At 42.3% G+C, this 13,372-nt stretch carries 11 protein-coding genes; 1 reads left to right on the forward strand and 10 read right to left on the reverse strand.

The genetic code is table 11. The features are described from left to right. The first annotated feature begins 117 nt into the window (after positions 1-117). The gene (locus tag CC97_RS07570; protein WP_044974474.1) at positions 118-1,095 is read left to right on the forward strand and encodes a hypothetical protein; all 978 of its coding nucleotides are present in this window, start codon (positions 118-120) and stop codon (positions 1,093-1,095) included. A 241-nt stretch (positions 1,096-1,336) separates the two neighbouring features. Here CC97_RS07570 and CC97_RS07575 read toward each other — a convergent pair whose 3' ends face one another. The 10 genes from CC97_RS07575 to CC97_RS07620 form a co-directional block, all read right to left on the reverse strand. Beyond that, on the reverse strand, positions 1,337-2,419 hold the full coding sequence (locus tag CC97_RS07575; protein WP_049962759.1) for an Mbeg1-like protein: 1,083 nt from the start codon (positions 2,417-2,419) through the stop codon (positions 1,337-1,339). 94 nt (positions 2,420-2,513) lie between these two features. After that, positions 2,514-2,756 (reverse strand): hypothetical protein, encoded by a 243-nt coding sequence (locus CC97_RS07580; RefSeq protein WP_156036824.1) that lies wholly within the window; start codon positions 2,754-2,756, stop codon positions 2,514-2,516. Then, positions 2,725-3,138: a hypothetical protein gene (locus CC97_RS07585; protein WP_044974476.1), complete on the reverse strand. Its 414-nt coding sequence runs from the start codon at positions 3,136-3,138 to the stop codon at positions 2,725-2,727. The genes CC97_RS07580 and CC97_RS07585 overlap by 32 nt, the downstream gene beginning before the upstream one ends. Positions 3,139-3,148: 10 nt before the next feature. After that, positions 3,149-4,855, reverse strand: coding sequence for a vWA domain-containing protein (locus tag CC97_RS07590; RefSeq protein ID WP_049962760.1), 1,707 nt, complete (start codon positions 4,853-4,855; stop codon positions 3,149-3,151). 5 nt (positions 4,856-4,860) lie between these two features. Next, the gene (locus CC97_RS07595) at positions 4,861-5,577 is read right to left on the reverse strand and encodes a hypothetical protein (protein ID WP_044974477.1); all 717 of its coding nucleotides are present in this window, start codon (positions 5,575-5,577) and stop codon (positions 4,861-4,863) included. Positions 5,578-5,810: 233 nt separating this feature from the next. Further along, on the reverse strand, positions 5,811-6,428 hold the full coding sequence (locus CC97_RS07600) for a DUF4428 domain-containing protein (RefSeq protein ID WP_044974478.1): 618 nt from the start codon (positions 6,426-6,428) through the stop codon (positions 5,811-5,813). Between the two features lie 326 nt (positions 6,429-6,754). Further along, positions 6,755-8,161 carry a M23 family metallopeptidase gene (locus CC97_RS21295; protein ID WP_044974479.1) on the reverse strand — a complete coding sequence of 469 codons (1,407 nt, stop codon included), beginning with the start codon at positions 8,159-8,161 and terminating at the stop codon, positions 6,755-6,757. Positions 8,162-8,212: 51 nt separating this feature from the next. Further along, a complete protein-coding gene (locus CC97_RS07610) occupies positions 8,213-9,586 on the reverse strand; it encodes a diguanylate cyclase (protein ID WP_044974480.1) in 1,374 nt (457 codons plus the stop codon). A gap of 52 nt (positions 9,587-9,638) precedes the next feature. Further along, positions 9,639-10,508, reverse strand: a complete 870-nt coding sequence (locus tag CC97_RS07615) for a DegV family protein (RefSeq protein WP_044974481.1) — start codon at positions 10,506-10,508, stop codon at positions 9,639-9,641. Continuing rightward, on the reverse strand, positions 10,505-13,342 hold the full coding sequence (locus CC97_RS07620; protein WP_049962761.1) for an ATP-binding protein: 2,838 nt from the start codon (positions 13,340-13,342) through the stop codon (positions 10,505-10,507). The genes CC97_RS07615 and CC97_RS07620 overlap by 4 nt, the downstream gene beginning before the upstream one ends. Between the last annotated feature and the right edge of the window lie 30 nt (positions 13,343-13,372).

Consider the following 13,372-nt stretch of genomic DNA (forward strand, 5'->3'; position numbering starts at 1 on the left):
AATGCACAAATATTTCTGCATTTTGTTGTAGATCACAGAATCTGACTATACATTTAAGTTTTTTTATTGTATAATATATAGTAAACCACAAATACAAATAATGGAGGTTATATACAAATGTCAAGAAAAATCAGAAAAACAGCAGCTGTTGCTTTTGCTCTTGCAATGTTCGCTGCTTCAGCATCTTATTATCCTGCATACAGTAACGTTCAGACAGTAAACGCTGCAGAACAGGCTGTATCCGTGACCAAAGCTGCAAAAGGAACAGCAGGCCCGACAGTTGATGCCGGTATTTACAAAGTAAAGAAAGGCGAAACATTCAAAGTCAAGATAAAGGTAACTAACAACGCTGACGGATTCAATGCTGTAAACTCATGGCTTGATGTCAACACCGATTACTTTGAAATTGTAAAATCAGAAGCCGGAGACCCTGACATCAAAGATTACGAAGACAGCGAAGCATATTCAAATGTTACACTCAACTCATTCGTAAAAAAAGGCGGTCCTAAAAACATAAAGACTCTCCTTGCACTTTACAGTGACGCAAACAACTACACAGGTGATATCGTTATTGCTACTTTCACACTTAAAGCAAACGACAGCGCTCCGGAAGGATACTATTCACTTCCTTTTGATGCTGACGGTGATGACGGAGCTATGGCAAACCGTATAGTCAACGATAACGGAAACAGATCACCTGTTGTTATAAACCCGACATTCCGCGGTGCGCTCGTTCAGATCGGTGACAGTACAGATGATCATACTGCTCCTGCAAAGACCGAAGGCGAACTCAGAGGTGACGTAAACCTTGACGGAAAGGTTACTCAGATCGATGCAACAATACTCCTTCGTGACGTACTTTCAGTTTCAGTAAACGGCAAGTCTGTTCTCGATGATCTTATCAGCGCTGATGCCAAGAAAAAGTATCCTAACTACGTTGAATTATCAAACAAAAACGGCGACATCGATAACTCTGACAAGGGTTCAAAGTACCGTCAGACTGATGCAACATACATTCTCAGAGCTCTCCTTGAAACAAGCCTTGCAGGCAAGGACGAGATCGATGATGAGATCTGGGGCAAAGTTGTAAAGTAATCTGATCTCACAAATACTTTTTAAAGCTTACAAAAGGGCGCAGAAAGCTCCCCTGAAAGCAGATCAGCATATCACAGGACACGTATTTACGTGATCCGGATATGCTGATTTTTTGTATACAAGAATTATCTTTTATACTTATTCTCTTTTTTCAAAAGCCTTAGGAATATTCTTTACGCTTTCAGTTATTATATTTTTGACATTGTTCAAAAGGATCTTACGCGCTTCCGGATTCATGTCATCAAAGTTTTTTCTTGATTTCCGGGATCACCTTCATAAAATCTATGTCATCGAGAGTTTCAGCATTTGTCGTGTTGAAAAGCTCGAACAGCGACTGTATGATCCTTGAACGTTCCTCGTAGTTCATGTCAGCGATCCACTTGTTTACAGATACATTAAGAATACGGCTGTCGTATGTAAGATCGTCCGTAAAGTCAAACTCACCTTCAGGCGTTATGTGCCAGTAGAACGCCATATGCTGTGAGAATCCGCGGCCGTCTGATTTCACTATCCGGTAATCTTCACGTTTTTCCATTATCAGACCGATAAGTGATGACTGAGGAACAACTTTTACTACCTTGTCATATATCTGGTCGATCAGTTCTTCGTTCACCTCATCATCCACACCCGGACCGTCAAACGAATAGATCTTCGTGATCCTGTTCCTTATGGATTCGTCGCATAAAGCTGACGAAAATATCGCCAGATTTCCGCCTTTGGAATGACCTCCTGTTATTATCTCTCCGTCAAACCCTGAAGCGCAGCGGGTAAGATAGCGGACGGATGATTTCTGCGATTCAACCGGATCCGCCAGGGCAAGACAAAGGTCTTCCTTCCAGCCTACAATAAACTTGTCAGTACCGCGGAAAGCAACGAACCTTAAGTTATCGGAAATATGAAAATTAACAGCTGAAAACTGCTTCAGCGTTTCCGGATCAAGACGGCTTACGTAATGGCTCACGCCTGTGTCACGGAAACGCGGGCTTGCTGCAGCTGCGCAGAAAAGTGCCTTTGTTTCATCATAGGCTACTGCTGTTCTGAACAACTGTTCAAAAAGTTCGGCCTTATAAAGATCTCCTAACCGTACCGCATCGTCCGGAATACAGTTTTCAGGAAAGTCGATATACGCAAGCCATGAAAACACAAGAGCGTCAGCATCACAGAAAGGCTTTTCCTCAAAAGTCTCCATCGTATTTTCAACGTACGAAATGAAATTCATGTGTTCTTCCTGCTTTGTCTGAATTTCTTCAGACTGGATCTCTTCTTCATTTCTGTTCACTATTTTCTTTGCGTGAAGGCGATAGAAATTTCTGTTTAGCTCCATATTAATTTGTCTCCCGTTTTATTTTATCTTTAAAAAAGAAGCGCTGACAGTATGCTGTACCGGAAACCCGGTTCACCTGTGCGCTTCTCATATTTCATCTGCACATACTGTACAATCTGCTGAAGCCGCTGCGAAATCCGGCTATATCAGCTGTTTCGTAAACTCCTGAGATCTGTTCACCGCCTGTAAGATTTATCTGATAATTTACTCTGGCGATCAGTACTGCATTCGTGAATACATCAGATGCCGTTGTGGTTATACCGGCAAGCCGTTCCGTAAGAGCTGTATACTCGGCAGCAGTGTTTTCAAGCAGTCCCTTCATATTCAGTGCGACCATCTTCTGATCGCTGATCTCTCTGTCTGCATTTTTCTGAAAATCCGGTCAGAAAACTGTCAAGTACCGTTTTATAGTTTTCAAGCTCGCTTTTAAGGGTAACAAGAGTATTCTCTGCTACAAGCCTGTTCTTTTTCAGTTCTCCGGTAATCACTCCGACTTTGCTGTAATGCTCCGAAAAAAGCATCCAGTATTTTCTGATCTTTCTTTCCGCAAAAAAACCGCTCTTCGTAAAATCAATGCCTGAAGGATCAAGGACATCGAGATATTTTGCAAAGGCTGAAATAAGTTCTGCAGAACGTACAGCAACGTTGTTCGGACCGCAGCACAGATCTATACAGCTTTGTGCTGACGATACCGCTTTTTTCATTTCTGTAGAATACATAAAACTTTCCTCAGAGATTTGCGTTGAAAAGATTCTTTAACTGATAAACGACGTCTTCGCTTGCCGCATCAATACTTGCCGCTTCGTTTATAGATGAGATCTTTTTGAGTTCATCAAGGTCTGCGTTGTATCCGATAGTATAGATCGGTGTTTTTAAGCTCTTTACGGCTGCCCTGATATCGTTGAATGATGCCCCTACATTCTGTTCGCCGTCACTCAGAAGGAATATCATTGGCTGAACGTTCGGTGTGGTTTTCATAAACTCATCAAGCATAATTGAAGCCTGGGCAAGAGCCGAGTAAGTCGCTGTGCTTCCTGAAGCATGCAGCTGATCGACCGCACCCTGGAAAAGCGCCTGCTGATTGATGTCGAAAATGCCGATAGGAAGATCTATGTTCACGTCGGATGCATAGCTTATTACGCCGACATAATTTGTGGTGTTGATATAACGGATACTGTTTGTAAGCGAACTCTTGAGTGCATTTATAGGTTCACCGGACATTGAGCCTGATGTATCGAGCACGAATACTGCAGCGATCGGTTTTGCTGTATTCTTGTTCTTCTTCCATACCTTCTGCATCTGTGACCATTTCTGGCCGTCAGTAGCAGGGATGCTGTCCTTATAGCTGTCAAGCTGGTTAAAGCCGTAATCTGTCGAACGCTTTTTCGCAGCATCTGTTGAACAGTAAGCGCTGAAAGCTTTAAGCAGATCCGTTTTTTCAGCTGAAATGCCCTTTACTGCATAGAGCGGATTATCGTGTCTTATACCGTAAGGAAGAAATTCATAATTATTCTTAAGGTCAATGTTATTATAGTAACCCTGATATTCAAGAATAAAGCTTGTGAAAGTATTGTTCGATGCAGCGTCTCTCATCTGAAGAGTGTTGTAGGCTACAAAAGGAACGTTATTCTGGAACTTGTTGAAGCCTTCAACTGCTGCAGCACTCAGCGGGTCAGCCTTGTCGTAGCTGTAGAGTGTTGCCGCAAGGAAATTAAGTCCTGATGTACTTGAAAACGGATTTGTGTAACCCGCTGTGATTTTTCCTTCTTCAGTTGCAGTGATAACAGTCTGAATATCCACACTGCCGTACTGTGATTCAAGATCACTGTATGTCTTTTTGTCGATAAGTACACCTGCAACGTTTCCGACCATTCTTTCAGAAATGAGTTCAAGCTTTGTACCGCTGAATTCAAGCATATCCGCCCACATGGATGCTGACGGAGTAATAGCATCAGGAACATAGACTCCTGACTCAATATAATCTATCTGTGTGCCGGATGAAACTGAACGCAGAGCAATGCCGGCTGTTTTTCCGTCAACCTGCTGGTTGCTGTCGTTGTATTCTTCAGCGAGTTCCTTAAGCCATCCGTCTGTACCGGAACCTGCCTTTTCAGGTGAACTGAAAATCTCGACAACAAGTTCCTTGCCTGAAGGTTTTACTACAAGCGGATAGGATGTATCGATGTCAGGGAGCTCCTCTCTGGAGGTAACTGCATCATATGAAACAGTTCCTTTCGGAGCATGGTTCTCGGTTACTGAAACTCTGCCGGCTGCCTTTGAAAATACTTTGAGTGCTTCCGCTGATGAGATCTCTGATATTCCTGATTTATCATTCCCCGCCGGTTTGTCATTTCCCGTTACAGCGAAAACTATACCCAGTATTGCGCCTATAAGGCATATTACTGCGCTGATAACTATTACTGGTCCTTTTTTCATGAGTTTTACATCTGCCTTTCTTTAATTTTTTTATAATTCTGTGTCTGTTCCACAAGTCTGGTCACTTTTTCAAGAGGCACATCTGAAATGTCATCAAGATTGACAAGCTCATGCATAAGATCATCAATGTGATCAATTACAACATAGTTTTTCTGGTAAAGATCATCCACCTCAGAAATATATTCATCTGCATGTTCATCGTTTCTGTTATCACTCCAGTTCTTATAGTCGAACACCTCAATACGCTTTTTTATTCCGCCGAGATTATTGTTGAATATCTTCATTACCTCATCAAGCGTACTCATGTAAGTGTTATAGGTAAGATCTTCAGTCGAAAACGAATCGCGGAGAAGTTTCCGGATATTATCGTTTTTCTGCTTCATGCTGACACAAAGGTCATATATATCTCTTTTTCTGCTTTCAAACGGTCCGAGATTAGCTCCGGCCATTCTTCTGTAAAAATCAGTGAATTCTTCAAGTCTTCTTACTTCTGACACTGGTGCCTTTGTTTCTATGGCAGGAAGCTCACTTATCTTCGCCGCCTGAAGAGCACTTATAGTCAGATAAATAACGAGACCTATCATCAAAAGCATTATAACTATCCCTGCAGCTGTACGCAGAGGGTTTCCGTTTATAAGATGAAGACCGAATCTGGAATAGATAAGTACCACTGCAAGAAGAAATCCGCCGTAAACAGGTATAAGTTTTTTAAGGTATTTCATCTCTTTCCACCTACTTTCCTCCTGTAAATTATCACAAATATTATTTTACCACATATTTTTCTTATTGTAAATAAAAAAAGAAGTTCATTTTAAGCTCATCTGCGGTTTCAAGGCACCCTGACGGAAAAATCCGCAGGGCCGGAAAAATAAAAACACCCCTTCAGAAGACCTTGAAAAAACGGTCATCACCGAAGGGGTGAAATTATTTCATTATCATTATCCAACATAAATAATCAGCTTATCTTTCTTGCACTTCTGTAGTAAGGTCTGAATGTTTCCCTGACTTCATCGAGCATTTCTTTGTATTTTCTGTATTCTGCCGAACCTGTATCATCTGTGATCAGTTCGTCACGGTTTACCCGGATCGGAATTACACTGAACCATGGCGAATCGATGGTGAGAATGAAACTGAAATTACAGCTTACATAACCGTCAGGCACTTCGTTTTCAATGCCTTCCGAGCTTTCGTAATAATCACCTGAATCGATAACTTCAATGTACTCATCAAAACCTGTGATCTGGTCAAAATGAATTACATCCGGCTGGTACTTTGTCCACTTGTCTCCTTCTGCAGCGAAAAGAACAAGCTTGTTTTTGTCGTCGATCACAATACGCTCTTTTTCCCCTATGATGCGTGTGATCTGGAACTTTTCAAGAAGTTCCGAACTCTCCTTTCTGTACTCCAGATGTTCTTTCAGCTTTTCAGCATCAGTAAATCTGGTGTACTTGACCAGCGGTGAGATCTGATGGCTGCATTTTTCACAGATAAAACCGCAAGGCAGCTTTTTTCTGTAGAAGGCCCCGATATTCTCTCCGCACGCACAACATTTCTTCTTACCAAACAAACTCATAAAATCATCCCCTGTTCTTAAAAAATCATAAAACCCTTTGATTCCCATTTCATGTCAGTAATTTACTGCTACATTATCAAAACCGACATGATTATCAAAATCTTGTTATTATTATAACATTATCTGTGCAATATTACAACATATTAATACAGAAAATTTCCAGTATCTTTTTTGAACATATCACACAACATCTGATGATTAAAGAGCTTATTTATTTCAATTTGGTTACAGAACGATTTCATTTCAGAATCATTAGTTACGGCAGCATTAATTGTACTCTTTTCAAACAATACAAATTACGGATGAAACGTCAAAATACGACGATATCATCCGTAATTGATATATGTATAACTGTCCGGATTTGTCTTCTCTCCGTTCTTTCTGACTTCAAAATGGAGATGTGGTCCTGTTGAATATCCGGTAGAACCCACCAGTCCTATGAGCTGACCTTTTCTTACATGCTCGCCCTCGGAAACATAGATGGTGTAGCAGTGTGCATAAACTGTCTGGTAAACGCCATCATCGTGCTGAAGAACTATGTAGTTGCCGTATCCGCCGCCGCATCCGCAGCTGTAGTTCTTTCCGTATGAATGTGTGCAGTAGTTGCATGCCGTAACTACCGTACCGTTTTCAGCAGCATAGATCTTTGCGAATTCGATAGTGTCGTTCGGGTTTCCCTGAATATCAATCGCCTTGTGATCACTCTGGTCAAACTCTCTGTATCCGTAAAAGCTTGAATGACTTGTATATCCCGGCACCGGCCAGAGCATGTTCGCTGACGATGAAGATACATTTATCTGTGAAGGTCCTGTGTTTTTCTTCTTTACTCCTCCGGGTATCGTCTTCTGTTTACGGGCTTCCTCCTCGAGTTTTTCCATTTCTTCCTTGAGTCTCGCCTGTTCTGCCTTTATGGCCTTTGTGATCTTCTCCTGTTCCTTCTGCTTTTCAGCAACAGCAGCTTTTTGGGCATCGTATTCATTTTTGTACCGGTTCTTCTCTTCCGTGATCTTTTCGAGTTCAGACCTGATGTTTTCATAGTCTTCCTTCATTTCCGCCAGTTCTTCATCCAGTTCAGCTTTTCTTTCCGATACTGAAGCAAGGTTTTCGTCAACTATCTGTTTTTTGAACTTCAGCTGGTCATCCAGAACACTGAGTTCTTCCAGCTTCTTTTCAAGTGCGTCAAGTGTCTTCCTGTCCTTTTCCGCGATCCTTGAAACAAGTTCAGCTCTTGAAATTATCTCGGAAACGCTTGAAGAACCCATAAGAACAGAGGAAAGATTATCCGGCTTTGACATATACGAAACACGGAGACGCTGCTTGAACAGCTTAAGTGCTTCTTCCGTATCCTCACGAAAGCCCGACATTTCCGACTCGATATCCGTCATCATTTCACTTGTATTATAAGCTTCAGTCTCGAGCATGTTTATCTGACGGACAGTGCATTCGAGATTTTCATTTCTCAGTGCCATCTTTTCATCAAGCTTTTTTATATATTCCTTTTTGGCACTTTCACTTTTCGAAGCAGCCTCATACTGCTTTCTTGCCTGCTCAATTCCCCTCTGAAGCGTATCAAGCCTGACGTTGTTCTTTACCTTCAGTGTGTCAAGCTCATTCAGCGACTTGTTCTCAAGAAGGTCTTTTCCGTCATCCTCGGAGCTTACAAAACCTGTCCCGATCTGCATTACAAGAAGAAATGCCGTGACCAGAACACCAATTCTTTTCCTTAATTTCATTTTTTCATCCCTATACGCCTTAGTAATGTTGTTTTCCCGGGGAACCGCTTATCAGTCAGTGCATCCCTGACCTTTGCTTTCAAGCCGTTCCGTCTCATAACGGATATCAACCTCAGGACCGGTATATATGCTTCTGAAATTGTCCATTATTCTGCCTGCGATCTGCCCGCAGTCCTCCTCATCAGCATTCATAAGCACAACGAGTATCTGCCTTCCTGAATATCTGGTCGATACATCAACACGCCTGAGAGACGCAAAAACAGCCTTTTCAAATATTTCAAGCGTTCTTTCATAATCTGTGTCATGACTTACAGGAAAAGTAAAGGTGAACAGCAGAGTCTGAACATCACTCGCACTGCGTCTGACTATACGTCTGATAAAATTGTACACATGGCTGAACGATTCAAGATTGAGAATATATGAACCGTTGCTGGCATCTGAACGGGCAAGATAATCATTAAGATATCCCAGATCAACAAGATTTTCTGTACGTTTTTTGTCATCAGCTTTTTCATCACGGTAAAAATGGAAGGCTCCCTTACCGTTCTGTTTCACGAAATACAGTGCCTTGTCAGCACTGTGGCAAAGCGAAGCAAAATCATCGCCGTCAGTCGGGAAGAACGATATGCCGACCGATGCAGTCGTACCGGTATTGTATCCTGCGTCATGGACTTTTGCGGTCAGATCTTCAATTATTGCTCCGGCAAGCGCACTGAGTTCTTCGGCAGATCTGCTTTTCTTTATAAACATGACAAATTCGTCACCGCCAAGACGGCAGATCACATCGCCCTCCCCGGAATGTTCCTCCAGCGTCCGGGCAAACATTTTAAGCACACTGTCTCCGGCAGCATGGCCGTATACATCATTTATTATCTTAAAATTGTCCATGTCTATCATGAACAGTGTTCCGTTTCCTTCCGAAGAAAGCAGACTGTTGACCGCTTCAGCCGCTGAATTTCTGTTAAGCAGTCCGGTAAGTCCGTCATGGCTGGAGCGCTCCCGCATAACTGAAACTTCCTGTATCTTCTGGTCGAGCTTGCGGCGAAGGCTGGTCCTCAGTTCTTCAAGTTCAAGTATTCTGCTTATTCTTGAACGCATTACAAGCGGAATAAAAGGCTTGGTGATAAAATCAACAGCACCGGCTTCAAGGCAGCGGCATTCAGTTTCTGCTTCGCTGTCTGCTGTAAGGAAAATAACAGGAACATACTGAAGCCTGTCGTCTTTTCTTATAGCTGTCATTACTTCATAGCCATCCATATCAGGCATGTTTATATCAAGAAGAATGAGGTCCGGTATATTTGATGCAAGGAAACGAAGCGCCTGATCTCCGGATAGTACGGCGGTGATTCTGTACACATCGCTCAGAGCATTGCGGGCCATTGTGAGATTGGTCTTGTCGTCGTCAACTATTAGAAGATGCTTCATGTTATCATCCTTTCGTATATAATTTTATTATTCATGGAACACTGAACCTCCGTCACTGCTTTTTCACATACACCACACCAACGCTGTGCGGTCCGCAGTTACACGACACGGCAGCCGATGATTCTGCAACGCAGACGTTAGTGAATAATCCGCTTTTTTCAAAACGCTTGTGCATCGTATCCATCTCACGGAACAGGCATCCTGCGTGTATAAGGTAAACTCTTTCAGGATCAGCCTCTTCAGAATTACGCACCTTTCTTATAATGGAATTGATAAAGCGAAGTTCCGTGTTCTGATAATCTCCCTTGTAAAACTTTTTAGCGACCATGCGGCCGTGCCTGAGTTCAAATACAGGGTGTATCGAAAACAGCGAGCAGAGTTTGTATGTAATATTCCCCACACGCCCGTTTCTGCGGAGATTCTCCAGATCTTTTATAAGAAACTGAGTTACAATCTTGCTTCGGTACTCTGTAAGTTCAGTTATTATTCTGTCGGGAGATGAACAGCACTCGGCAAGTGAACACGCCTTCAGCACTATAAATCCTGTCCCCATGGAAAGATGCTTCGAATCAAATATACGGATGTTCTTTGCGTTTTCTCCCATTATCCTCAGTGCTTCACAGCAATTTCTGTAGGAACGGCTTATCTCCGAACTCATGCATATATGAATGATATTATCCGCCTCTTCAAGATGCTCAGTAAAAAATCTGATACAGTCATCAACAGAAGGCGCTTCACTTCGTATCGAACCTCCGCTGCTCATGTGTTCAAACACATTGTTCGCTGTGATCTCCTCACGGTCAAGAAAACATCCACGTTCTGTTATAATGTTGAACGGCAGTGTTCCTATACCATACTGTTTAAGAAGTTCATCGGAAAGATCACTTGTACAGTCCGCAGTTATCTGAATTTTCTTTTTCATGATTCTCCCCCCGTACTGTTGATCCCCTTTATGAAATCGTTTATTATTCCGCCCGCCTGATCATATTCATAATCATTTGCAAGCTTGGCAGCCTTTCCGAAAACGTCTTTAAGATTCATTCCTCCGAATGAATAACGTGACGCCTCTTCACACAGTTTCGAAGCTGCATCCGCATCGAAGCCTGCGCATGCATCGGCAGCCTTCGTTAAGATCTTTAAAAGCTCTTCTGCTTTTATCGGCGGGGCAAGTTTAAGATTATCCTTAACAGGCTTTATTTCTTCCCCGACCTTTATGCCCTTTAAGGCAAGATACTTCACGCCTTCGTCATAAACGTCGTTACAGTATTTAAGGAAAATTGAATGGCCGGTACTGATCTTTTCAAAATCACATGCACGTCCTGCCATCTCCATCTCTTTTGCAGCGTCGGAAAGTGTACGGCTTCCGATGGAAAGTGATGCACTCTTGAGAGCATGTGTCTCTATAACATAATCCTTCCATTCCTCTTCCTCGTAAAGCTTATTGATGTAGGCTGTCTTTTCCGGAAGTCTTTCGATGAAATCCTTCAGAATATCAAGATAGGCCTCCTCATTTCCGCCTGTATAGTTAAGTCCGAGATTTACGGATATGAGTCTTCCGCTGGCTGCTGTTCCGCCTTCGCGGTCGCTCTTTCTTCTTCCGCCCACCATTACAGTTCGTACCGGAGGACAGATAAGTTCAGCAGGAAGCCATTTTTTCAGCACCCTGTCAAGCGTGCTGTGTTCGATTGGCTTAGGAATAAAGTCGTTGAATCCTGCTTCAAGGAACATCTTTCTGGCACCGCTGACCGCATTGGCCGAAAGTGCTATTATCGGAAGTTTCTTAAAGTATTCATCCTCAAACTCACGGATAAGCGTAGTAGCTTCAACGCCGTCCATTTCAGGCATCATATGATCCATAAGCACAAGGTCAACTTCCTTTTTACGTAACAGGGTAATAGCTTCCTTCGCGCTCGACGCAGTAATGAACTGCATATTGTAAGGTCTCATAAGTCCTACAGCGACTTTAAGGTTTATCTCATTGTCATCAACTATCATGACACGCGCCTTCGGTGCCGAGAATGTGATCTGAGAATTTCTTCTTTCATTCAGGTTGAGCACTATGTTTTCATTATTGAAAACTGATGCGACCGACAGTGAATACAGCGGCTTGTATATGCACTTCATATTAGGTTCAGGCTGAATTGAATTAATGATATCCTGAATGATGATAACCTGAACGATATTGCTGATATCCTTGATATACTGTCTGTTTTCGAGATATCCTTCCTTGGTCACAAAAAGATGCGTAATACCTGCGTCCGGAACAAGGAAAAGTGCCTTTACTTCGTCAATGCTGTCAGTCTGTACGACATTGATCTTAAGTTTCGTTCTGATCTCATCAACAAGTTCATTATATTTCTCGCTTACGATACTGTCCGGCAGTCTGTCTGAACGTATGAATGCGACAGCATTTATCTTCTCGGCATCCTTTATCAGAATGAACGGTCTCTCATTAGAAACACGAAGCGGAATAACAACTGAGAAAACAGATCCCTTTCCTGATTCACTCTTTACATTAATAAATCCGCCCATCTTGGAAACGAGTCTTTTGGAAATGGCAAGTCCGAGACCTGTACCCTCTACTGCACGGTTCTTTCTGGTATCCACCTGCTGGAAGCTTGTGAAAAGCTTTTCAATATTCTCCGGAGATATACCTATTCCCGTATCTTCGACTGTCACTTTAAGATTGATACCGTAGTTATGCTTTGTATATGACAGTCTTAATATAACGGCTCCTTCGTTTGTATATTTGACAGCATTGGTCATGATGTTTATCATGATCTGTCTTATACGTATCTCATCACCGATAAGACCTGACGGGATATCAGGATCAACAAAGGCGATAATTTCGATCTTCTTGTCACGTTTTCTCGTAACAGTCATATTGATGACATCGTTGAGCGTGGAGGCTATGTTGAATTCCGACTCTATAAGCTCCATTTTTCCGGACTCGATCTTTGAAAAGTCAAGTATGTCATTTATGATGTAGAGAAGGTTTCTGCCCGAACTCTGGATCGCAAAACAGTTGCTGCGCACGTTGTCACTGATATCAGGCTCACGGAGAATAAGCTCGCACATACCTACTATAGCGTTCATAGGTGTTCTGATTTCATGGCTCATGTTTGCAAGGAAATCACTTTTCGCACGGCTTGCATTTTCAGCAATATCCGTCATCTCACGCAGTGATTCGCTTCGCTTTACAAAAGCCCTTGATGCTGTACCTATCAGTAAACCGAAAAGTAAAACAAATCCTACAGATGTTACCGCTTCATAATAGAAATCATCCGACAGTTTATTGTCATGCGCTCTCTGAACAAGTCCCGGAATAAGTCCGCCAACGCTGAACAGCATAGTGATATTGGTAAGACGCTGGTCCTCGTAAAAAAGAGTCATCGCGATCGGTACAAAAAATACGGCAAAAGCGCTGGCGCAGTCATAGTGCGTAGTGTAAAGCACAAGGCCTATTACAATAAAGGTAATAAGCATTATATATTTCTGATAAACGTCCCTGCGTTCTGATTTTTCTGTTCTGGTCAGAAAAAAGATCTCGGAAAACATCGCAAAGATGTTCATCAATGACGGCATAACAAGATAATCCATGCAGTAGTCAAAACTCAGAATGAAATCCGGTTTATGAAAGGTATTATATACGATACTGAATACCTCCATCAGAAACTGAAACAGAACGATCAGCATCTGAATGATCAGCATGGTTTGCTTTCTGGTTATCCCCTCTCCCTGATAATCCTTTATCATAAAAAGATCCCCCCTCGATCTCTTCGTACA

Origin of the sequence: Ruminococcus sp. HUN007, from assembly GCF_000712055.1 — a bacterium.
Classification (GTDB): domain Bacteria; phylum Bacillota; class Clostridia; order Oscillospirales; family Ruminococcaceae; genus HUN007.

Coding starts and splice junctions, on each gene's coding strand:
- CC97_RS07575 (WP_049962759.1), bottom strand. CDS start 2,419: ATGGAGCTAAACAGAAATTTCTATCGCCTTCACGCAAAGAAAATAGTG.
- CC97_RS07610 (WP_044974480.1), bottom strand. CDS start 9,586: ATGAAGCATCTTCTAATAGTTGACGACGACAAGACCAATCTCACAATG.
- CC97_RS07620 (WP_049962761.1), bottom strand. CDS start 13,342: ATGATAAAGGATTATCAGGGAGAGGGGATAACCAGAAAGCAAACCATG.
- CC97_RS07580 (WP_156036824.1), bottom strand. CDS start 2,756: ATGGTCGCACTGAATATGAAGGGACTGCTTGAAAACACTGCTGCCGAG.
- CC97_RS07595 (WP_044974477.1), bottom strand. CDS start 5,577: ATGAAATACCTTAAAAAACTTATACCTGTTTACGGCGGATTTCTTCTT.
- CC97_RS21295 (WP_044974479.1), bottom strand. CDS start 8,161: ATGAAATTAAGGAAAAGAATTGGTGTTCTGGTCACGGCATTTCTTCTT.
- CC97_RS07600 (WP_044974478.1), bottom strand. CDS start 6,428: ATGAGTTTGTTTGGTAAGAAGAAATGTTGTGCGTGCGGAGAGAATATC.
- CC97_RS07590 (WP_049962760.1), bottom strand. CDS start 4,855: ATGAAAAAAGGACCAGTAATAGTTATCAGCGCAGTAATATGCCTTATA.
- CC97_RS07570 (WP_044974474.1), top strand. CDS start 118: ATGTCAAGAAAAATCAGAAAAACAGCAGCTGTTGCTTTTGCTCTTGCA.
- CC97_RS07585 (WP_044974476.1), bottom strand. CDS start 3,138: ATGTATTCTACAGAAATGAAAAAAGCGGTATCGTCAGCACAAAGCTGT.
- CC97_RS07615 (WP_044974481.1), bottom strand. CDS start 10,508: ATGAAAAAGAAAATTCAGATAACTGCGGACTGTACAAGTGATCTTTCC.